General features: G+C 71.2%; 16 protein-coding genes. 11 read left to right on the top strand and 5 right to left on the bottom strand.

The window, feature by feature from the left end; genetic code table 11:
- The first annotated feature begins 11 nt into the window (after positions 1–11).
- The 3 genes from HNR10_RS17240 to HNR10_RS17230 all read left to right on the top strand — a co-directional run bounded on the left by HNR10_RS17240 (position 12) and on the right by HNR10_RS17230 (position 5,054).
- A complete protein-coding gene (locus HNR10_RS17240; protein ID WP_179824809.1) occupies positions 12–2,156 on the top strand; it encodes a WD40 repeat domain-containing serine/threonine protein kinase in 2,145 nt (714 codons plus the stop codon).
- Between the two features lie 33 nt (positions 2,157–2,189).
- Complete coding sequence (locus HNR10_RS17235) at positions 2,190–4,292, top strand: WD40 repeat domain-containing protein kinase family protein (RefSeq protein ID WP_179824807.1); 2,103 nt, start codon at positions 2,190–2,192, stop codon at positions 4,290–4,292.
- A 195-nt stretch (positions 4,293–4,487) separates the two neighbouring features.
- Positions 4,488–5,054 carry a GerW family sporulation protein gene (locus tag HNR10_RS17230; protein ID WP_246406275.1) on the top strand — a complete coding sequence of 189 codons (567 nt, stop codon included), beginning with the start codon at positions 4,488–4,490 and terminating at the stop codon, positions 5,052–5,054.
- On the opposite strand, the gene HNR10_RS17225 is transcribed toward HNR10_RS17230, so the two are convergent.
- The 4 genes from HNR10_RS17225 to eccD form a co-directional block, all read right to left on the bottom strand.
- A complete protein-coding gene (locus tag HNR10_RS17225; protein WP_312889315.1) occupies positions 5,035–5,733 on the bottom strand; it encodes a DUF2306 domain-containing protein in 699 nt (232 codons plus the stop codon). The genes HNR10_RS17230 and HNR10_RS17225 overlap by 20 nt on opposite strands.
- Positions 5,734–5,935: 202 nt before the next feature.
- Positions 5,936–6,649: a response regulator transcription factor gene (locus HNR10_RS17220; protein ID WP_312889314.1), complete on the bottom strand. Its 714-nt coding sequence runs from the start codon at positions 6,647–6,649 to the stop codon at positions 5,936–5,938.
- Positions 6,646–7,782 carry a sensor histidine kinase gene (locus HNR10_RS17215; protein ID WP_179824801.1) on the bottom strand — a complete coding sequence of 379 codons (1,137 nt, stop codon included), beginning with the start codon at positions 7,780–7,782 and terminating at the stop codon, positions 6,646–6,648. The genes HNR10_RS17220 and HNR10_RS17215 overlap by 4 nt, the downstream gene beginning before the upstream one ends.
- 63 nt (positions 7,783–7,845) lie before the next feature.
- On the bottom strand, positions 7,846–9,186 hold the full coding sequence (gene eccD, locus HNR10_RS17210) for a type VII secretion integral membrane protein EccD (protein ID WP_179824799.1): 1,341 nt from the start codon (positions 9,184–9,186) through the stop codon (positions 7,846–7,848).
- Positions 9,187–9,553: 367 nt separating this feature from the next.
- Here eccD and eccCa point away from each other — a divergent pair, with 367 nt between their 5' ends.
- From eccCa to HNR10_RS31275, 8 genes are all read left to right on the top strand, one after another.
- Positions 9,554–13,522: a type VII secretion protein EccCa gene (gene eccCa / locus HNR10_RS17205; RefSeq protein ID WP_312889313.1), complete on the top strand. Its 3,969-nt coding sequence runs from the start codon at positions 9,554–9,556 to the stop codon at positions 13,520–13,522.
- 179 nt (positions 13,523–13,701) lie between these two features.
- Positions 13,702–14,862: a hypothetical protein gene (locus HNR10_RS17200; protein WP_179824797.1), complete on the top strand. Its 1,161-nt coding sequence runs from the start codon at positions 13,702–13,704 to the stop codon at positions 14,860–14,862.
- A 191-nt stretch (positions 14,863–15,053) separates the two neighbouring features.
- Positions 15,054–15,332: a hypothetical protein gene (locus HNR10_RS17195; protein ID WP_179824795.1), complete on the top strand. Its 279-nt coding sequence runs from the start codon at positions 15,054–15,056 to the stop codon at positions 15,330–15,332.
- A 31-nt stretch (positions 15,333–15,363) separates the two neighbouring features.
- Entirely contained in the window at positions 15,364–17,088 is a 1,725-nt protein-coding gene (locus HNR10_RS17190) for a PQQ-binding-like beta-propeller repeat protein (protein ID WP_179824793.1), read from the top strand.
- A gap of 55 nt (positions 17,089–17,143) precedes the next feature.
- Positions 17,144–17,329, top strand: coding sequence for a hypothetical protein (locus HNR10_RS17185; RefSeq protein ID WP_179819780.1), 186 nt, complete (start codon positions 17,144–17,146; stop codon positions 17,327–17,329).
- A 283-nt stretch (positions 17,330–17,612) separates the two neighbouring features.
- Positions 17,613–17,939, top strand: coding sequence for a hypothetical protein (locus tag HNR10_RS17180; protein WP_179824791.1), 327 nt, complete (start codon positions 17,613–17,615; stop codon positions 17,937–17,939).
- A 113-nt stretch (positions 17,940–18,052) separates the two neighbouring features.
- The gene (locus tag HNR10_RS17175) at positions 18,053–20,641 is read left to right on the top strand and encodes a TPR repeat region-containing protein (RefSeq protein ID WP_179824789.1); all 2,589 of its coding nucleotides are present in this window, start codon (positions 18,053–18,055) and stop codon (positions 20,639–20,641) included.
- 86 nt (positions 20,642–20,727) lie between these two features.
- Positions 20,728–21,249, top strand: a complete 522-nt coding sequence (locus HNR10_RS31275) for a hypothetical protein (RefSeq protein ID WP_246406273.1) — start codon at positions 20,728–20,730, stop codon at positions 21,247–21,249.
- Between the two features lie 36 nt (positions 21,250–21,285).
- Here HNR10_RS31275 and HNR10_RS17165 read toward each other — a convergent pair whose 3' ends face one another.
- The gene (locus HNR10_RS17165) at positions 21,286–22,527 is read right to left on the bottom strand and encodes an outer membrane protein assembly factor BamB family protein (RefSeq protein WP_179824787.1); all 1,242 of its coding nucleotides are present in this window, start codon (positions 22,525–22,527) and stop codon (positions 21,286–21,288) included.
- Between the last annotated feature and the right edge of the window lie 153 nt (positions 22,528–22,680).

The raw sequence follows: 22,680 nt of genomic DNA, 5'->3' as shown, positions 1-22,680 counted from the left end.
GAAGACACCCCATGCAGCCTCTCGACCCCCGCGACCCGCGCCAGGCGGGCCCGTACCGGATCGTCGCCCTGCTCGGCGCCGGCGGTATGGGCCGCGTCTACCTCGGCCTGGCCCCGGACGGCGCCCCCGCCGCCGTCAAGGTCGTCCGCGCGGAGTACGCCTACGACCCCGACTTCCGCGCGCGCTTCGCCGGAGAACTCGACCTGCTCTCGCGCGTGCACGGCGCCTACACCCCGCGCGTGCTGGGAGCCGACCCCTCCGGCCAGATGCCGTGGATGGCCACGGAGTACGTCGTGGGCCCGTCCCTGCACGACCTCGTGCTGCGCACCGGCCCGCTCCCCGAGCAGGCCGTCCGGCACCTGGCCCGCGGTGTCGCCCAGGCGCTCGCGCACGTCCACTCGCTGGGCATGGTCCACCTCGACCTCAAACCCGGCAACGTCATGGTCTCCGCGGCCGGCCCGCAGGTCATCGACTTCGGCATCGCCCGCGCCATGGAGGACGGCCGGCGCGGCGGCGAGGACGCCGGGGGACGCGAGGGCTCCGGGGACGGCGAAGGCGGGGAGGACGCGGAGGGCGCGATCATCGGCACCCCGGGGTACATGTCCCCGGAGCACGTGCGCCAGGAGGAGAGCGGTCCGCCGAGCGACGTCTTCGCGCTGGGCGGCGTCCTGGTGCACGCCCTCACCGGGTCCGGGCCGTTCGGCGACGGCCACCCCTCCGCCGTCATGTTCCGCATCACCACCCAGGAGCCGGTGCTGACCGGCGTACCCGCGGGCCTGGTCGACCTCGTCCGTGCCTGCCTGGACAAGGACCCCGGCCGCCGCCCCACCGCCGCCCAGGTCCTCCAGGTCCTGGGCGGCCCCGTCGCCCCCGCGCCCGCGGCCACCGCCTGGCTGCCGCCGCCCGCCGCCCAGGCGGTCGACGCCGTCGCCCGCGAGTACCAGGGGATCGCCGCGCAGCAGGCAGCCGCCGGGCACGCCCCGCCCGGTACACCCGGCCCGGCCGGCGGCCCGGGCGCCCGGCGGCGGCGCCTGCTGCTCGTCGGCGGCGCCGCCACCGCCCTCCTCCTGCTCGCCGGGGCGGGCACGTGGGCGGCCCTCGCCCTGCGCGGCGGTCCGGGGGCGGAACCCGGCGAGGGCGGCGCGTCCCCGGAGCCGAGCACCGAGTGCGACGTCATCGCGGACATCGCGCCGGAGCTGGCCGAGAACGCCCAGGACCGGCCGACGCTGCCGTCGACCTCCGTCAACGCGCCGGAGTTCTCCGCCGACGGGCGCGCGCTCGCCGTGGCCGCCTCCGAGGCCGTGGTGCTGTGGGACTGGGAGCGGGAGACCGAGATCGCCCGCGTCGAGGTGGACACGGACGAGTTCATGGTCAGCCCCGCGCTCAGCCCGGACGGCTGCCGCCTGGGCTACCCCGACACCGACGGCGCGCACGTGTACCACCTGGGGACGGGCGAGCACACGGTGTACCGCGAGGGCTCCGACATCGAGGACATGGCCTTCTCCCCCGACGGCCGTACCGTGGCCGTGTCCGGCGCCTCGGCCGGACAGGGCGGAGCGATCTTCCTCCTCGACCTGGAGTCGGGCGAGATCGTCCGGACCTACGAGGAGGTGAGCGCGGCCCAGACCATCGCCTTCACTCCGAACGGCGAGCACATGGCCGCCGTCGACTTCGAGGGCCACACCCGGGTCTGGGACGTGGAGAGCGGCGACGTGGTGTTCGAGGCCGACGACGGCGACCACGGGTTCGGCGACAACCTGTTCCTGCCCACCGACGAGGGCGACCTGCTGTACATGGCGAACGAGGGCGGCAGCATCGTCCACACGAACTACCTGACCGGGGAGCACGTGCGCGTCCTCACGACGGAGGACGACCTGGAGGACGGGTTCACCGAGTTCGCGGTGAGCATGGCGGACGACCGCGTGTTCGCGCCCTACTCCCCGGGCGAGTTCGTCGTGACCGACGAGGAGGCCTACGGCATGAAGGTGTTCGAGCTCTCCACCGGAGAGGAGCTCACCGCCGACGAGGACGAGGGGTACATGAGCCTGGTCACCGCCCGTCCCGGCGGCGGGATGCTCGCCGGCTTCCCCCTGGACAACACCCCGCTCTGGCTGGTCGAGCCCGACCCCGTCCGGCTCGCCGGGACCCTCGGCTGACCCCGGCCCGCCCCACACCACCCACAGAGGCCCATGCTCCCCCTGCACCCGCACGATCCGCCGTCCGTCGGCCCGTACCGCCTCCACGCCCGGCTGGGCGAGGACGCCTGCGCCCGCGTCTACCTCGGCTCGGCCGCCGGCCGTGACCCGGTGGCGGTCAGGGTCGTGCGGTCCGGGCACGCCACCGACCCCGACTTCCGCGCCGCCTTCGGACGCCTGGTCCAGAGCGCGAACGCCTCCGGCAGCGCGTACGTGTGCGCGGTGCGCGACGCCGACCTGCGCGGCCCGGTCCCCTGGGCGGCCGTGTCCCGCCCCCTCGGCCCGAGCCTGTCCGGCCTGGTCGGGGCGCACGGCCCGGTAGCCGCGGACGCCCTGCACACGCTCGCGCTGACCCTCGCCCAGGCGCTGGCCGACCTGCACGCCGCGCACCGGGTACACGGGTCCCTGTGGCCCGACGCGGTCCTGATGGCGCGCGAGGGCGCCCTGCTCGCCGACGCCGGCCTGGAGTGGGCGGCGGGTGACGTCGTCGAGCGGGCCCCGCACCCCTCGTTCGCCGCGCCGGAGGGAGGCGTGTCCCCCGCCACCGACGTGTTCGCGTGGGCGGCGACCGTCTCGTACGCGGCCGGCGGCGTCGAGGGACCGGCGGGACTGCCCCGTGTGCCGCTCCAGCTGCGCGGACTGGTCGACACCTGCCTCAAGCGCAGCCCGTCGCTACGCCCGAGCGCGGCCGACCTGGTGCGCATGCTCGGCGGTCCCGTGGACCCGCCGTCCTGGCCGCCCGCCGTGCTGGCCGCCGTGGAGTCCGCCGCCTCGGAACAGCGGCACGTGCTGGAATCGGCGGAGTCCGCCGAGGCCGCCGGGGCGTCCGGCGGGTCCGGGCCGTCCGGCGGGAAGCCCGGCGGGTCCGGCGCCACGAACGGTCCGCCCGCCGCCGCGGAGGAGGCGGACGGGCGGCGGGGCCGGCGCGGGCGGCTGCTGCCCCTGGCCGCCGGAGGGCTGGCGCTCGCGCTGGTCGCGGGGGCCGGGGCCTACTGGGGGTTCGACCGCTTCGGCGGGGCCGGTCCCGAGGAGCCCGCCGAGCCGGACGGGCTGATCACCGACGCGGGCTGCTTGGAAGGCAACGGCTACCCGGTCCCCGACGGGGAGGGCGGCGGGGTGGACGGCGCGGCGGCGCAGGCCACCGCGACGGCCTTCGGCCCCGGCGGGGACGTCCTCGCGGTCGCCACCGACGCGTACGGGCTCATGGTGTGGGACTGGCGCACCGGCGAGGAGGTGGCGCGCCCCGCACCCGGGGTCGACGCCGTGGTGCCCCCGGTGTTCGCACCGGTCGGGTGCCTGATCGCCGCCCCCGTCCTGGTCGAGTACCCGGGCGAGGAAGCCCCGGTGCGCGTCGCGCACACCTTCGACCTGCCGTCGGGGACCACCACCGAGCACTTGGGCCCGCAGCGGGGGCCGGACACGCCCGAGGGCGGCTGGTCGGCCCGGCCCCGGGCGGTGCAGGGCCTCGCGTTCAGCCCGGACGGGTCGCTGCTCGGGGTCGGACTGGAGGGGACGTTCGAGGCGACCGAGTCGGACAACGTGGGCCTGGTCGACACCACCGGCGGCGGGGAGGACACCTCGATCACGGACTCCGGGCCCTACGGCATGACGTTCACCGGCGACGGACGCCTCGTCAGCGCGGCCTCCGGCACGGTGACGGTGTGGGACGCCGGGACGGGCGAGGAGCTGTACCGGGTGCGCGGCACCACGGGGACGGCCTTCGCCGCGATCCCCGGCACCGACGAGATCGTGTACGTGGACGGGGACCGGCTCGTGCGGTGGGACTACGCCGAACGCGAGGAGCTGGGCTCGTTCCCGATGTCGGAGCTCACCGGCTCCGCGCCCACGGTCCTGCAGGTCGCCGTCGACCCCGAGGGGTCCCGGCTCTTCGCGAGCGCGCAGGTGGTCGAGGACGAGGGCGACGCCTACGCCGGCCGCGTGTGGGACCTGGAGAGCGGCGAGGAGGTCGGGGACGGGGTGCGGTTCCGGCACGTGTCGTTCCACCCCGGCGGCGAGGTCCTGGCGATGGTCACCCCGGAGGGACGGGTGGTCATCGCCGACGCGCGCACCCTGGAACCCGGGGACCCGCTGTTCTGAGGGGGCCCGCTGTTCCGGGTGACCGGCTGCTCCGGGTGACCGCTGGTCCGGGTCCGTCCCGGGCCGTCCGGGACGAGCGGGCGCCGTGCGCGGCCGACGGCGGCCGACAGTGGCCACGCCCGGTCGCCGCCGGGTCCGGGCCGCGGCCGATAGCGTGAGGCGTCCGAGCCACGTCTGACGAGGAGACCCGGGACCATGCTGAACTCCGCCACCCGACACGTCGGCGGGACGGGCGAGCCCGACCGCGCCCTCCGCAGCCCCGCGCTGGCCGCGCTCACCCGCCTCATCGAGACCGCCGGCGCGTCGGCCGGATCCACCGCCGCCTTCGGACCGCCCGTCCGGTCCGGTGAGACCACGGTCATCCCGGTGGCACGGGTCAGTCTCCTGACCAGCATGGGCGGGGGATCGAGCCGCGTCCCGCTCGGCGACGGGGCCGGCGGCCTGGGGCTGAGCCGCGTCCGCCCCTCCGGGTACATCGTCCTCGACGGCTCGGGGACGTCCTTCCGCCCCATCCGCCAACCCGCGGCGATGCTCGCCATCCCCCTCGCGGCGATCGCGGCCGTCACGGTGACCCGGATCGTGGGCGTGTCCGTGCGGGAGGCGCGCCGCCGCCGGAAGGTCGCGGCCCGCCAGGCCACCGCCACCGCCGCCATGACCGCCGCCTCGCCCTGTTGCGCGGCCGACGGTGCCGCGGGCGCCCCCGACCCGGGCGCCGCCGGTGCCGCCGACGCCGCCGAGCCCGCTACCGGGACCGCGCGGTAGCGGTGGGCTCCGGCCCGGCCGCCGCCGCGGGCGTCCGGCCCACGGGGCGCCGGCGGGGACGCCGCCGGATGATCCACTCGGCCACGACGATGTTGACGACCCAGCCCGCACCCATCGCGAGCGCCCGGGACGTCTCCGTGAACTCCCCCGCCAACAGCGTCAACGGCAGGTGCGTGAACACCTGGGTCCCCGCGCCCTGGCCGATGGCGTAGCCGCGGACGACCCACGCGCGGTGCCGGGCGATGTTCCGGCGCCGCACCTCAACGTAGGCCAGGACCAGCGCCACGGCCATGGCCGAGCCGAACAGGATCCGCTGGGCGTACACGACGACGCCGTCGGGCGCGGGGACGTCGTAGGCGAACGTCATCCACAGGCCGGTCAGCGCCGCGACGATCCCCATCGGGAGCAGGACCCGGCCCGAGGCGCGGTGCCATCCGAGGTGGCGGCGGCGCAGGCCGGGCGAGAACTGGAGGGCGCCCACGAAGCAGAACACACTGGCACTGACGATGTGCAGCACGAGGGGCACGGGATCGGTGAGGAACCGGGTGTTCTCGGGCGTGGGCGTCGCGCCGCCCGCGACCTCACCGAGTCGGACGGCGCCGGCGAGCACCGGAACCGCGCTGAGCAGCATCAACGAGACCGGCACGAGCCAGTCCGCCCTGGAGGAGGACGACGTCACGGAAGGGCCCCTTCGTCGCTTCGACCGGCCGCGTCGGCGACCGCTGGGGCGGGGCACCGAGTCGCGCTCCCGCCGTCGTCTCCGATCGTGGCGGTGGGAGCGGGTCCGGTTCATCGGTCGTCGGGCCCGAGCCGGCTCGGCCGAAAGTACGGTGCGCGGGACGGGAGCGGCCTCAGCGCGCCGTGGGACCCCCGGCCGGGCCTCAGCGCGCCGTGGGGCTCCCGGACGCGGCCCCCGGACCGCGCCCGTCCCGTTTCCCGTTCCCGGCCCGGACCCGGCGCGTCTCGTAGGCCCACATCGCGATCTCGACCCGGTTGCGAGCACCGAGCTTGGCCATGAGGCTGGCGACGTGCGTCTTGACCGTGCTCAGCGTGATGTGGAGGTCGTCGGAGATCTCCCGGTTCGTCCGGCCCCGCGCCACGGCGGCCAGCACCTGCTCCTCGCGGTCGGTGAGCGCCTCCACCGGCTGCACCGGCGCGGTCGGCGCCGAGTCGGCGAACGCCCCCAGCAGGCGCACGGTGACGTTCGGCGCGATGAGCGCGTCACCGTCGGCGGCGGCGCGGACGGCCTGCGCGAGCAGCGCCGGCCCCGCGTCCTTGAGCAGGAACCCGCGGGCCCCCGCCCCCAGCGCCGCGTACACGTACTCGTCGAGGTCGAAGACGGTGATGACCACGACCGCCATCGGATCCGCCACGCCCGGTCCCGCCAGCGCCCGGGTGGCCTCGATGCCGTCCAGCACGGGCATCCGGATGTCGAACAGGCACACGTCGGGGCGCAGCCGCCGCGCGAGCTCCACCGCCCTCCGCCCGTCGGCGGCCTGCCCGACGACCTCGATGCCCGGCTGGGCGTCGAGGATCATCGTCAGCCCGGTGCGGACGATCTCCTGGTCGTCGGCCACGACCACCCGCACGGTCACTCCCCGGCCCCGTTCCTGGGCAGCACGGCCGTCACCTTCCATCCCCCGTCGGGGTCCGGGGCGGCCGCGCACGTGCCGCCGAGCAGGTCGGCGCGCTCGGCCATACCGATCAGCCCGTACCCCGGAGCCGCCGTCCGCAGCGGCCCCGTGTCGCCGTCGTCATGCACGCACAGGCGCACCGACGCGTCGTCCGCCTCGACGCGCACGTCGATCCGGGTCGCGCCGCGCGCGTGCCGCCGGGCGTTGGTGACCGCCTCCTGGGCGAGCCGGTAGACGGCGGTCCCGAGCGACGGCGCGATCCCCTCGACGTCACCGGTGACGGCCACGGCCACCGCCGGACCGGAACCCGCCGACCCGGCGAGCGCGGCCAGGTCGCCGATCCCGGGGCTGGGCTCCAGGTCCGCCGGGCGGCCCCTGCGCAGCACCCGGACCATGGCGCGCATCTCCGCGAGGGCGCGCGAGGCCTCGGACTCGACCACCGTGAGCGCCTCCACCGCCGCGCCCGGCCGCGACTCCGCCACGGCGAGACCCGCCTGGGCCCGGATCGCCACCGCCGAGACGTGGTGGGCCACTGTGTCGTGCAGGTCCCGGGCCACGCTCTCGCGCTCCAGCATCCGGGCCCGTTCGAGCTCCCGTTCCCGCGACCCGGCCCGGTACCGCAGCGCCGTCCCCAGCGCCCCCGCCGCGCACAGCACGGCCAGGCCCGGCAGCACGTCCGCGGCGGCGGTGTAGCCCAGGACGCCCCAGAGCACGGCCTTGGCCACGACCACCAGGGAGCCGACCACGATCTCCCGCCCGGAACCCCACCGGAACAGCGCGTACACCAGCACCAGCATGTACGCGATCGTGTACGTCTCCGTGGCCTCGCCGCCCGTCACCAGCGGCACCAGCGCCGACACGGCGAACGCGGCCACGAGCACGGCCAACGGATGGGAGCGCCGCCACAGCAGCAGCGGCGCGAGCCCGGCGGTGACCGCCACCCCGAGCACCCGCCAGGGCATGTCCGGCCGCAGGACCCCCTCCAGCAGGGCCAACACCACGAGCACCGCCACGAGCGCCCGGTCCCACCATCCGCTCGACGGCGGACGGGGCGGGCGCGGCTCGTCCCACACCGCTCGAAGGAGGTCGTACACCCCCTCAGCCTACGAGGACGCGCCCCGCCCCGGATCGGCCCAAAGTACGAGAGCGCGGCCGGGTCAGCTCGCGCCGGTCATCCGGGCGACGAAGTCGAACAGGCCCATGCCCCAGGCGAAGACCGCGCACATGGCGATGATGACGACGACCTCGGTCCAGTTGAGCACCCGGCGCAGGGACGCGCGGGGCACGTCGGCCAGACGCACCCAGCTCAGGACCCCCGTCACCATCCCGGCGAGGAGGACCGCGACCGGCAGCCACGGTGACAGGAACGGGTACTCGCCGATGACCGCCACACCCGCCGCCCCCAGCCCGAGCACACCCGCCAGACGCAGGGGGAGCACGTGCCGGATCCGGTCGAAGAGGCGTGAGCGCAGGACCAGGAGCACGGCGAGGAGTCCGCACAGGAGCAGGTCGGGCAGCCCCCGGGCCATGAACGCGAGCATGGCCGTGACCGCGCCGCCGCTCACCGCCACCCCCAGGACGATGCCCAGCAGCAACCGGTCGCTGTTGGAGTAGGTGTCCTCGAACCTGTCCGTGGAGACCTGCCCGGAACGGCCGACCTCGTAGTCCAACCCGGACAGCCCGCCCATCACCATCGCCACCCGCGGGAGCGCGCCGACGCACAGTGTCAGCGCGATGCCCATGGCCCGGGCCCCCTGGGTCGGGTCGACGAAGAGCCCGACCGCCACCAGCACGCCCGCGACCACGACGACCACGCCGAGCCCGGCGATGTAGGCGAGGCCGGTCTCGTGCATGGCCCAACCGATGACGGCCACCAGCAGGGCTCCGGACATCGCGAACGCGGCCACCACGAGCGGGGTCGAACTGGTCACGAGACCCGCCGCGAGCACCGCGGTCAGCCCGCCCCAGACACAGGCCGTCGCGAACAGCACGTGGGCGACCGCGGGCAGCGGCCTGCGCGCGGCCAACAGCATGACCGCGACGGTGAACATGGTCCCCACCGCGGCCACGCCCAGGTTCCCCACGGACGGGCTGATCCACATCATCAGCGCGAGCATGAGCAGGGGGCCGATTCCGGCCACGAGAAGTCCGAACGAGAGCGTCGTGGTGTGGTTCCAGGTCCACGTCGTCTCGTCGACCCGGTCCTCCACCGCGCCCCGGACGTCGTCCACGAACTCGGGGCGGCTCGGGGCGGTTCGGCGGTTCAGGAGCAGCACGTCACCGTCGTAGATCCCGGCGCTCTCCAGCGGCTCCTCCGGGGGCACGGGCCCTCCGTCGACGGTACTGAGCGTCCAGGCCGCGGGCTCGCTGCTCGCCTCCTCCGGGGCGCAGACCTCGATGATGCGGGGCATCAGGGCCGCCACGGGCACCGTGCCAGGCAGGGCCAGATCCGCCCAGCGCCGCGGCCCTGTGACGGTGACCCGGCAGTATCCACTCACGCCAATGGTTCCTCATCGTTCGGGGGTGACGCCCGCCCCCGCCTGCGGTCGCCGGGAACTCGATGCGCCGTGTCCGCGAGGCTATCGCTACCGTGACATGTCGGGTACTGCCAGGCGTGGGCGAGCGGGAGGCTCGGAGGTTCGCGCCGACCGGGTTCCTCCGGCCACCGCGTGGTGGTTTCCACCCCGAAGGTCGACTTCGGAACGGATCACATGTTTCACGGTGGTTGCGAGGCTACCCTTGGTGTAGCCCAGCCCCCAGACACCAGCCCCCCACCAGGTGGACCGGAAAGAGAGCACCGTGGCGACGAGAGCGGTTCCCCGACCAGCTCGGAGCACACCCCCCTCCCCAGGCGACAAGCCCCTGGTGATCGCGACTCCGCCGCAGATGCCGGAGAACGCTCCCGCCGGGAGCTCCGGCGCGATGATCATCATGCCGATCATCACCGGATCGGGTTCCCTCCTCATGTCCATCACGATGGGGCACCGGCCGCTCATGATGGTGGCCGGTGTGATGATCATGGCGGCGAGCGTGATCGTCGGCATCATCATGTTCGTCGCGCAGCACAACGGCCCCCGCAAGCGCATCCGCGAACAGCGGGAGCGCTACGTCGACTACCTCGACCAACTGCGGGAGATCGTCCGCGAGGTCGCCGCCACCCAGCGCGCCGACAGCGCCTTCCGCCATCCGGCCCCGGACCTGCTCACCGAGCCGGCGCGCGCCCGGACACGCAGATGGGAGCGCCGGGCCTCCGACCCCGACTTCCTGGACGTGCGCGTGGGATCGGGCGTGCGCCCGCTGGCCAGGCGGCTCGTGCTCAAGGTGGACACCTCGTCCCCCCTGATCGTCTACGACCCCGTCTGCCAGGGATCGGCCGACCAGCTCATCGAGCTGTACGCGGACGTCCCCGAGATGCCGTTGGTCGTCCCGTTGAGCCGGCACAGCGTGATCTCGGTCGTCGGCGACCGCGACGCCGGCCGCGGCCTGGTGCGCGCGATGATCGCCCAGTTGGCGGTCTTCCACTCCCCGCACGACGTGCGGATCGGTGTGGTGCGCGACCACAAGGTCCGCACGCGGTGGGAGTGGCTCAAGTGGCTCCCCCACAACGGCTTCGAGGACGCCAAGGACGGGCCGATGCCCGCCCGCTTCGTCTCGGGGAACACCGTCCAGGTCGCGGAACTGCTCGCCGACGAGATCGAGCGGCGCACGGTCGACCTGCAGCGGCGCCGCGGCAAGCCGCCCGGCCCGGGAACGCAGCGGCTCGTGGTGGTCCTGGACGGGGAGCACCAGTCGACGCTGTCGGGCCTGCACGCAGAACCGCCCGTCCCCGACCTGGCGAGCCTCGGCATCCACGTCATCACGCTGGTCGCGGACCGGCGCGAGGAGCCCGAGTCCGTGAGCCTGCGGCTCATGGTCCAGGCCGACGGAACGCTCAGCGAGGACACGGAGAACCCCGGAGCGCGTGAGGACGCCTCCCACTCGCCCCTGTCCGGCACCGCGGACCGGGCGAGCGTCGCCCACCTGACGATGCTCGCGCGCCTGCTCGCCCCGTACGGCATCTCGGTGACCGACGGCGACGACGCCATGCACGAGACCGTCGGACTTCCCGAGATCCTGGGCGTGCCCGACGTCGCCGAACTGGACACCCGCCGGACCTGGCGCAGGCGCAGCACCGGCGACTACCTGCGGGTGCCCATCGGCGTGGGCCCGAGCGGCAACACGGTGCTGCTGGACCTGAAGGAGTCGGCGTTCGGCGGCATGGGACCGCACGGCCTGGTGGTCGGGGCGACGGGTTCCGGCAAGTCGGAGATGCTGCGCACCATGGTGGCGTCCCTGGTGATCAACCACTCCCCCGAGCACCTGGCCCTGCTCCTGGTGGACTTCAAGGGCGGTGCGACCTTCGCCGACACCGACCGGCTGCCGCACAGCGCCGGTCTGATCACCAACCTGGCCGACGACGACTCGCTGGTCGTCCGGTTCCGTGAGGCGACCTTCGGCGAGCTGGTCCGGCGCCAGCAACTCCTCAAGGAGGCGGGCAACCTGCCCAACCTGCACGCCTACGAGGCGGCGCGGGAGAACGACCCCACGCTGGATCCGCTGCCGCACCTGCTCATCATCATCGACGAGTTCTCCGAGCTGCTGACCGCCCACCCGGACTTCGCGGAGCTGTTCGTGGCGATCGGCCGCATCGGCCGGTCGATCGGCGTGCACCTGCTGCTGGCGACCCAGCGCCTGGAGTCGGGCAAGATCAAGGGCCTGGAGTCCCACCTGTCCTACCGGGTGGGCCTGCGCACGTTCTCCGAGGCCGAGAGCCGGGAGGCGATCGGGGTCGGCGACGCCTACCACCTGCCGCCCGAGCCGGGTTCCGGCTACCTCAAGGTGGACACGTCCGTCTTCGAGCGCTTCAAGGCCGCCATGGTGTCCCAGCCCTACGTACCGCCGGTCAAGGAGGAGAAGGAGGAGCACGAGCCGGTCCTGCCGCTGCTCTCCTTCAACGGCCTGGCCAAGGTGACGGGCGCGGACTCGCTCGTCGAGTCCCTCATGGGGGAGATCAAGGACAAGGCGGAGGAGAAGCGGAAGACGGAGAAGCGCACCACCCTCCAGGTCACCGTGGACCGGCTGGTGGCCTCGGGAGCCGACCCGGTGCGCCCCGTCTGGCTTCCCCCACTCCCGGAGGCGCTGACCTTCGACTCCGTGCTGACCGACCTCGGCGAGGGCGGAGAAGCCCTGGAGGGGCCGGGCACGGAACCCCACCCGGCCGAGGCCAAGGCCGTCTTCGGCCTCACCGACATCCCGCGCGAACAGCGCGTGGTGCCCGCGGAGATGGACTTCACCGGCGGCGAGGGCAACGTCGTCATCCTGGGCGGGCCCCAGTCCGGCAAGTCGACCCTGCTGCGCACGATGATCACGAGCCTGGCGTGGCGGTACCCGCCCGGCCGGGTCGCGGTGTACGCGATCGACTTCGGCGGCGGCGCGCTCCAGGCGATGGACGAACTCCCGCATGTGGCCGGCGTCGCCGGCCGGGCGGACCCGGAACGCGTCCAGCGGATCCTCACGGACGTGGCGGGACACCTCGACCGGCGCCAGCGCGTGTTCAGGAAGCACAAGCTGGACTCCCCGGCGGCGCTGCGCCAGGCCCGCGCGGACGGCAGGGTGCCCTCCAGCGTGGTGGGCGACCTGTTCCTGATGATCGACGGCTGGTCGGCGGTCCGCGACGCCTTCGACGCGGCCGACGACTTCCTGATGGACATCGCGACGCGCGGCCCCTCCCTGGGCGTGCACACGATCCTCACCGGAGCGGCGTCGTCGCAGGTCAGGTCCAGGCTGCAGGCGCTGTTCGGTGGTCGTTTCGAGCTGAGGCTGAGCGACCCGATGGACTCGGGCATCGGCCGCAAGATCGCCGAGGAGATCCCGAAGGACACCCCGGGCCGCGGCCTGTCGTCCAGCGAGAACCACACGCACGTGGCCCTGCCCCGGGTGGACGGCGTCGCCGACGACGAGGACCTCACCAACGGCATCCACGACCTCATCGCACGAGTCAAGGAGCGCTGGCCGCAGGAGGCCGTCCAGGGCGTGCGGACGCTCCCGCTCAAGGTGGAGCTGGACGACCTCCTCAAGGGACGCAAGGGCACCAAGGGCAGGTCCCGGGAACTGGTGCTGGGCATGGGCGAGAGCTCGCTCGCCCCCGTCACCACCAACCTCTCGCGCGACCCGCACCTGGTGGTGTTCGGCGACCCGCAGTCCGGCAAGTCCACCCTGCTGCGGGGGCTGGTCAAACAGATCGTCCAGCGCCCCGCCAAGGAACTGGGCATCGTCATGGTCGACTTCCGGCGCTCCCACCTGGAGCTGGTACCGGAGGACCACCTGCTGGCCTACTGCACGACGGCGGAGCAGACCAAGGCGGTCGCGGACAACCTGGCGGGATCGCTCAAGCAGCGCCTGCCGGGGCCGGACGTGACGCCGAAGCAGCTCCGCGAGCGCAGCTGGTGGCAGGGCCTGGACCTGTACATCGTCGTGGACGACATGGACATGATCGCCTCGCGCTCCAACCCGCTGGCGCCGCTGGCGCCCTTCATCCCGCAGGGCGCCGACCTGGGACTGCACGTCATCGCCGCGCGCCGCACGGGCGGAACCGCGCGAGCGATGTTCGAGCCGGTCCTCCAGTCGCTGAGCGACATGGCCACGCCGGGCATGCTGTTCTCCGGAGACCGGATGGAGGGCCGGCTGGCCAACGGGACCGCCTCCAAACCGCTCCCGCAGGGCCGGGCGCAGCTGGCCCTCCGGGGCAAGCGCCCGGACCTCGTCCAGGTCGGCTGGAGCCAGCCCCCGGCCTGACCCGACCGGTCTGGCACCGTAGGAGCGGGGACCCGGTCCGTCCTGGACCAGGGCGAGCGGGCACCGTTCGGGGCTCGGGTCCCAGGAAGCACCGGCCAACAGTCGGCGTGGCCGCCGAACCGGGCGGCCCCGCCGCTCGTCCCACTTCCCGACGTCCTCTCCCCCGAAAGGCAGCCCACATGCGGCGTTCCCTCGCCCTCATCTCGGCCGTGTGCCTGCTGGCCGTCGCCGGATGCACCACCGGCTCGGCCGACTCCGACGGGCCGGCGGAGACGGTCGAGGAGCTGACCGAGCAGGGACTGACGGGCCTGGCCCTCCTGCACCGCGGGTTCGAGGGCGGTGACCCCGAGGTGGACCAGGTCCTGGTCTTCCATGACCCGGAGACCGGACAGCCCGTCCACCGGATCGCGCTCCCGGAGGGCGCGGTCGACCCCATGGCCCCGGACCTGCCTGTGCACTCCCAGTTCTCCGAGGACTGGCAGTACTTCGTGTACGCGGCCACCGAACCGTCCGCGATCCACATCGCCACCCTCACCGACCCCGAGGACGCCACTGCCCCGGAGGGAGAGGAGACCGAGGAAGGGGAGAGCCCGGCAGCGATCTCCTACCAGCCCGTCGACGCGATCTCCGCGTCGCCCGAGGAGGTCCTCTCCCAACCGGTCGTGCACGGCGAGCGGCTGTGGTTCGTCTCCGACAACACGCAGGACGGCCAACCGCCCCAGGTGATGTCGGTCCCGCTGGACGCCCCGGGCGGCACGCCCAACCAGGAGGGCACCCTCGCCCTGGGCGAGAACCAGCGCCCCAGCGACTGGGCGCTCACCCCGGACGGCTCACTGCACATCCGCAACAGCGTGCCCACCACCCAGCTGAACGGTGCGGCCGGCGAGAGCCTCGTGGTGCGCCAGACCGACGGGAGCGTCGTCAACGCCACACTCAACGTCGGCGGAACGCAATGGCAGTCCTTCGGCGGAGGTCTGGTCTGGGGCGAGGGCACCGCCGTGCTCGGCCCGGACCCCGCCCTCCCGGACCAGGCCCAGGCGGGCGCCTACCTCGTGGCCGTGGACGGGCAGACCCACACCGCGACCAGGCTCCTGGAGGACAGCGACGGGCCGGTGCTGCAGTACGCACCCGCCCCCGAGCGGGACGCGGTGCTCCTGCAGACGGAACAGAACTGGTTCCGCGTCGACCTGGAGGAGGGCGAGGTCACCGAGACCACTGAACTCTTCCCCCGCTTCCACGACGCCTCCATGGACGGCTACCCCCTCGTGGTCCGCTGGGCCCAGGAAGCCCCCGAGGACGCCGACGCCTCCCCCAGCGACGAGGCGTCCGAGGGTTCCTAACATCTGACCGGAACCGGCCAATGCAAGCCGACCCATCCGCTCATGGCAGCGAAGGACCTGGGGCAATGCAGAGCACCGAGTCCGGGGCCCTTTGACCCCAAGCACTGACTGTCCGTCATAACTTCTAACTTTCGTAACAAATCAAACGAAGGCACCATTCCTGGCGCGCTCAGAAAAGAGTGAACCCCCACATGACTGAAGCAGGCGGCAACCCGATCGAAGGGATGGAAGGCGGCGAGTATGCCGAGACCCTCGCCTCCGCCATGGCGGGCTTGGCCGACATGTTCGAGTTCATCACCGACGACGCGGCGGGTTCAGCCGGTCACGAGGACGTGGCCGCCGGATATCGCGCGTTCAATGAACGGCACACCCGGGACTTCATCGACGTTCAGGCACACGGTATGCAGCTCGCCGACAACATCCAGGAAGGAGCCGGTCAGATCGATATCAACCCTGGTCGTCGAAATTGATCTGCCTCCTGCCGCAAGCAATCACAGTTACATGAGTATCGTCATGCATGGAATTCGAAGACATTTCTCCTTGCCCGGGGCGCTCCTGGGGCTTGTTCCCTTGGCTGTCGAGTTTCAAAGCTCTCGCTCTGAAGCACTCCATATGCCAGCGCCTCCGTACCTCCTGTACATACCTCTGGCGGCCTCAGTCTGCCTTCTCATGCACTGGGCTCTGGGGCTGAGGTCGAGTGGAAGAAGATTGGGTCTTCTCTGGGGCGCGATCGTTTTTTCCACCGCAACCACGGCGTTCTCCGTCTCCTACCTGTACGGGTATGTCCAGGCGGAATTGAACGCGGGTGAGAGTTATAGGCTGCTTTCTGGAATCGTAGCCTTGGCCGGCACCAGCGCGCTCCAACTCGTCTTGGCATGTCTCGTCCACCTTGCCCACGAGCGCACGTGGCCCGCGCCCCGCAAGGGGGCAGCTCTCGTTGTGGGCCTGGTGCTCATCGCCGGGGTCGGCGCGGCAGCCGAGCACACGATGCGCTCCCTCGCTCAGCCCGTCCAGCAGGTGTTCTCAGGTCAGGAACACCCCACACCGGACATCCCGGGACGTCTCAGCGGGGACGTCCAAGCGCTGGATCTCCCCTGGGACAGGATGAACGGTCTCGAGCCGATCTCCTCGGGGCTTCTCCTGGAGCTTGACGACGGAGTCTTGGCCGTCAGCCCGGAGACAGCCGAAGAGATCTGGCGCTACCGCCACCCTGGCGCGGTTGCACAGTCTTTTGTTTCGCCGGACATGAGCACGGTCGTGGTCGAGCTGACCCCCCGAGGAAGCTTGGAGGACCCCGAGCAGGTCACCTCACGCGTCACGATCGACGCTGGCAGCGGTGAAGTCCTCCACACAGTCGAGGACCGTCAGCGCGTCCTGGAGTCTCTGTCTGCCATCGACGCGTCAGACGAAGGCGTTCCATTCGAGGGCGAGAACGTCATCCCAGTGACTGGGGAGCACCCACCGCTGGCGGTATATGGCGCATCATCGGGTGCTCAGCTGTGGACCTTCGACGGAACGCCAGAATGTGCCCCCGACACTTCACGTGCGGATAATGTGGTCAGCAGTATAGCGGTGACCGAAACACAGGTATTCGCCTCGATGTACTGCCTTGACAATGGCCAACCACCGGACCTGCTCACCAGCGTCGTGCACGCCTTTGACTCGGCCAGTGGTGAACTCATTTGGACTCATGAGATCGAAGACGCGACCCAATCTACAGGCGGAGTCCTGGCAACGTCATTTGATGGGTCCCTGCTTTACCGGTACGAAAACGTATCGAGAGATTACTTCACCCTCGATTCATCGACTGGCCAGGAGGTCGGATCCGGCCACTGGGAAGGACCAGGTCCGGAGGACAACGTATGGGACAGTGTCCTCGGAGAGGGGATTCTGCTGAATGAAGGTCAAACCTTCTCCCTCACCGATGCCTCTGGTGAGACCGAGCACATACTGGAAATCCCCCTGCGAGACGAAGACGGAGGCCGCTCATGGCCCATGAGTGCAACCGAAGAAGCCCTCTATGTCGTGGACTGGAAACCGGGCGCCAAAGCGCCCGCCACGCTCACCGCCTATCCGTGGGACGGATCGGAACCGAGCATCGTAGAGAACGTCTTCGGCCGTGACCTCAACAGCAAAGAACACGCTGGGGTTCACGTCACTCCAGGTGGAGTCATCGTCTACGCCTGGGACGACACGTCCTACACCGCTCTGGTCACGGTCACGTGATGTCGAACGCGGAGCGCACATAGGGACCGACCGCCAAGGAACTGGGTTCCGTCATGTGCTTTCTCAACCGGTCGTGCACGGCGAGCGGCTGTGGTTCGTCTCCGACAACACGCAGGACGGCCAACCACCCCAGGTGATGGCGGTCCCGCTGGACGCCCCGGGCGGCACGCCCAACCAGGAGGGCACCCTCGCCCTGGGCGAGAACCAGCGCCCCAGCAACGAAGCGTCCCCGACCTCCTGAGCCAGGCCCTCCCCGCCCGTCTCACGCCGCTGCCCTGCCCCCCGCGACCCCTATATGGCAGCGCCTCGACCCGGTCGTGACGCGGGCGTGAACAGAACGACGCCGACCTTAACCTCATGATTGCCTACAATCCTCCGTACGTGTGGAACTCTCGACGTCATCCCGTCGTCTCACACGTGACCCTGAACCCGTCCGTCACCCATGTCCCGTGGGGACGGACTTCGTGCGTTCAGGCGGGTGTGCGCACCCCGACCCCGGTTTCGAGTGGAAGAGGAGTCCGCGGATGACCGAAGCAGGCGCCAACCCGATCGAGGCGATGGAGGGCGGTGAGTACGCCGAAACGCTCGCCTCGGCGATGGCCGGCCTGGCCGACATGTTCGACCTGCTGATGGAGAACACCGAGTCCGCCGCCGGGCACGAGGACGTCATCGCCGGGTTCCGCAAGTACAAGGAGGACTACGCGCAGGACCTGATCGACGTGCAGGAGCACGGCCTGAGCCTGGCGAACAACATCCAGGCCGGGGCGGGCAGCGTCGCCCAGAACGACCTGGAGAGCGCGGAGGAGCTCCGCAGCCCCTGGGAGTCCCACCGGGACATCAACTTCGACTGACCCCTCCCGCGGCCCCGGCCCCTTCGGCATCCGCGCCCCGCCCCTCCACCTGCCCCTGGGGGAATCCCCGACAGCTACCTCCCCCCGCTCCACCGACCCCCTGAGGAAAGTCCGTGGCATCCTTCTCCCTCGCGTTCTCCCCGCGCACCATCTCCTACACGTCCTCCCCGATCACCGAGTGCGCGAGTGATCTGGAGGTCCTCAACGCCCGGATCCTCGGACGGGCGGACGACCTCGGCGGAAGCTTCGACTCCGCCGCCACACAGTTCACGGACCTCATCGCCTGGGACATCAAGAGCCTCTCCGAGGAGGACCTGCAGATGTGGCGGGACGCCGCCGTGGCGGTGACCTACGCGGCCGCGGTCGCCGAGATGTGGGCGGGACACGTCAGCGACTTCCACTCCGAGCGGGCCGGCCAGGTCTCGGACTGGAACACCACGCGCAGCGAGAAGGAGAACGCGGTCCCCGGCCAGTACCAGGACGACGTCATCACCGCCTCCTACCCCGAACGGGGCGGCATGTGGGTGACCGGCTGGGGCGCCGGCGACGAGAACAAGTGCCGGGACCTCTACGACGAGCTCAACTCGACGCTCTCCTCCCTCAACGAGCGGGAGAACACCAACTGGACCACGTTCCAGAACCACGCCGCCGAGATCAAGGAGATGCTGGAGCAGGGCCCCACCAAGGCCAACGTCCAGAAGCTCATCAACGCCGGGAACGCCGACTGGACCTTCTACAACATCGACCCCGGCCGGTACACGATGCTGGTCGACGGCAGCGACCTGACGGCCGACAACGCCGAGGACTGGGCCGACGAGCTCAGCGCCTACTGGTCCGGCGACAAGCCCATCGACGAGCGCTACCACGAGCTGATGCTCATGATGGCCATGGTCGGGACCAACGCCAAGCAGGCCCAGCAGAACGGCACCGATTTCCGCCCCGAGGAGATGGCCTTCCTGGAGGCGTTCTACGACCGCCTCGAGAGCGAGAACACCACCGAGGACGGGTACGGTCTGGGTCTGTTGGCCATCCCTGCCGACATGGCCGAATCCGACATGACCGACGAGGAGCGCGAACACGCGCTCGGCGTCCTGGGCGACGGACTGCTCGCCCTCTCCGACCCGCGTCTCGGCGGCGGCTACGACAGCCTGCCCCAGAGCATCCGGTACGCGGTGGAGGGCCCCTACCTCAACCAGCACGACGACAAGCTCGTCAGCGCTCCCGCGGTCTACTGGGAGGACCTCAGCTCGCTCTCCGCCCTGTTCGCGCACACCGACGAGGGCCTGGAGGGCGGTTACGGCCTCTCGACCAACATGCAGCTGTCCATGGGGAACTTCCTCGACGGATGGGGCGACGAGCACGACCCCGAGGGAGTCCTGCCCAGCTCGCAGGAGATGGCCGCCCTCATCGACGTCGGCACCCGCAACAAGGACTCGAACTACTTCATGCTCACCGGTGAGCACATGGATCCGGAGCCGGGCATCGAGTACGAGGACGACCTCCGCACGAGCGCGCTGGAGGGCATGTTCACCTACGAGTGGCACGACGGCGGGGAGACGGCACGCCAGCTCACCGACTGGCTGGCCGAGGACATCCACAGCGCCGACGAGCAGGAGGCGACGCGCGCGGGGGACGGCTTCGCCGGGTTCATGGAGACCATGACCGACGCCGACCTGCACGAGGCCCTCGTCAACACGGGCGTGGACGTCACCGAGGGGGACAACGAGTACTCGAACGCCTCGTTCACCCAGTTCAACGGCGGGTTGGCGGACAGCCTGGCCGACGTCTTCGACAGCCACATCTACAGCTTCGCCAACGGTGACATCTACGACGTCGACAACAACCCGATCGAGGGCATCGGAGAGTACGACCACGACACCGGACTCGTCCAGATGGGCCCGCAGGAACGGGCCATGTACATGCAGTTCCTCATGGGCAACGACGAGTCGGCCGGCCGTGTGGTCAACTCCGTGGACGTCTACCAGCAGATCGAGTCCGTCGCCTACCTGGAGAGCGGGGACGCCCCCAGCAGCGCGCGCGGCGCCGGCCAGTTGCAGGCCCTGCTGGAGCAGTCCCTGGAGATGGAGTCCCAGGACCGCTCGGACGACCTGGACGAGCAGATCGAACGCGAGACACAGATCACGGAGTTCGTCGTCGGCGAGGCCGGCAACCTCTCGGAGAAGATCCCGGTCATCGGTGTCGCCGTGTCCAAGGGCATGGAGCTGGGGCAGGACAGCATCGTGCAGGCCATCATCGACGGCGAGTACGAGGTCTCGCCGCGCTTCCCGACCTACTCCACCGACGAGAACATCGAACGCACCTTCAGCCTGGAGGCGTTCGACTTCGTCAACCAGAACACCCCCGACGAGCTGAACAACGTCAGCGACCCCGACGACCTGAGCACGCTCGTGGAGGGCGGCGCCCTGACCATCGAGAGGGACGGGCAGGCGATCAGTGCCGAGGACATCGACGAGGGCTTCGTCTTCGACGACTCGGTCACGGTCAGCCTGGAGAAGAACCCCTCCGAGTGGTCGGCCAACACGATGTCGGAGCTCGACTCCATGGACAGCGCCCTGCGCAACGTCCTGAAGAACGTCGACGTCACCGCCGACGGCGAGACGGCCACCGGCGACTCCTACGTCAGGGAGTTCGCCGAGGACTACACGAGCGCCTACGACACGACCCGCGACTACTTCAACTAGCAGGCGACCCGCTGACGGCGGGACCCGGCCCAGGCCGGAGCCCGCCGACGGGCCGTGCCCCTGCCCGAGACACCATGGAGTACCCGTTGTCCCACCGTGAGCGCCGGATGAGCGCACTGCTGACGGCCGCCGCGACCGCCTGTCTGGTCCTGGCTGCCTGCACCTCAGAAGAGGGCGGTGAGCCGACGGAGGCACCCGAAGCCCCGGAGAGCGCGTCACCCGAGGTCATCCCCCGGACCTGGGTCGAGCGAGAGGTGCGGGTGCGCACACTCGACCGCATGATGGCCGAAGGGGATCCGCAGGAGGTCATGGACAACACCGGCGACCTCGGGGACCGGCTCCTGGAGACCCGCATCGTCCAGGAAGGCGAGGCCGGATACCAGGTCGAACTGGACAAGGACGAGTGGGATCCCGACGCCGTCACGTTCACCACCCACCTCGACGCGGCACTGGCCGAGGCCATGTCGTCCAACGAGGTCACCTGGTGCGAAGAGACCGTCCCGGGCGACGAGTTCGTGCGGTCCTACCTCGACGAGCACTGGGAGGCGTTCGACACGGAAGAGGAATACGTAGAGAGCATCGAGGGATACGTCGGCTGCCAGTCCTGACCGTCCCTCGACGAACGCACCCGATCCGTGTGGCCGTCACGTGAGGCCGATGATCCGCCGGGGCACCGGCTCGTCGACCGCCCCTCGCCCCTGGTCCAGGATCACGATGGCGCCCGGGACCGAGCGCAGGAACCGCGGTTGCTCGGCCACTCGCTCGCTCACACGGGTGGCCAGCTCCCCCGCTCGCGGCTGGAGGACCACGTTCAACGGTATCGACGTGGTCTCCGATCCCTCATCCCACGAGAACACCCTGACCACCGCCTCCTCTGACTGTGCGGCACCGGCGTCCCCCGTCCCGGACGCCGCGTAGAGTCCGACGACCGCCTCTGATGTGGCGATCGAGGCGGCCAGTGTCCGCCCGTCCTCACCAGTGGGCACCTGGAGCTCCTGAGAGGCGTCACCGCTCCGGTCGCGATAGACGTGGGACGACCCGTCAGCGGTGACATAGCCGTCGGCCAGGACACCGACCACCTGGCCGTCCGCCCAGAGATCGGTGGTCAGTTCCTCGCCCGTTCGGAGATCCAACAGGACGCCGGGGTCCTCGCCGGGCAACCAGACCGCCACCCCGCCCTCGGGCGAGGGAGCACTGAAGGTGGGGTCGTCCTGGCCACGGATGTCGCCGAGCTCCCAGGACTTCCTCCAACGCACGTCACCGCTGGCGCTGTCGATCGCGGTCAGGTCGTAGTGATGGAAGCGGGGATCCTCATGGGTCGCGTAGAACTGCGACACGAGGACCGTGTCACCCGCCACGAGGACCTGACCGAGGTGTCTGAAGCCGTCCGCATCCGACTGGACGGGGCCCTCGAACGCCTCGGTGTTCGACCAGAGCATCCCGCCGTCGTCCAGCGCCCGGGCCTCGACACGGGCTGGGCCGACCGCATGGACGAGGCGCGCGTCGTCGGTGAGGTGGTGGACGCCCGTGGCGGGCGCGTCGAAATCCGACCCCGGCGGACCGACGACCGGTTGGCGGTCGAGTCTCGGTGGTTGTTCCTGCTCGATCTCGTACTCGTTGGCGATCTCGCCGGTGGCCGCATCGAGGACCACGACTCCCCACGTGCCGGGTTCATCCCCTTCCCCGACGTCCTGTTCGGCTCCTTCGGCGCCCTCCGCGGCCTGCTGGAACGCGAGAGCGAAAAGGTCTCCGTCAGGTGTGGCCGAGGCCGACACCACAGTCGTCTCCGGGCGTCGAAAGTGCCAGATCTCCTCGCCCGTGGCACCGTCGAGTGCGACGACGCCGTCGTCGAGCTCGGCGGCCAGTCCGAACGGGAGTGCGTGCACGTCGGTGATCCCACCGCTTTCGTTCTCAGGGGGCTCCCATTCCCAGGTTTGCGCCGTCACGGTGCCTGGGACCTCGTACGGGGCGGGAGAACCGTCCGCCGTCCGGTGGTCCTGGCGGACGTCCGCCCAGAGCACGACGGCACCCGCCCCCGC

This window comes from Nocardiopsis aegyptia, from assembly GCF_013410755.1.
Taxonomy (GTDB): domain Bacteria; phylum Actinomycetota; class Actinomycetes; order Streptosporangiales; family Streptosporangiaceae; genus Nocardiopsis; species Nocardiopsis aegyptia.
The sequence above is the reverse complement of the archived record's forward strand: the minus strand, read 5'-3'. Positions and strand labels throughout refer to the sequence as shown.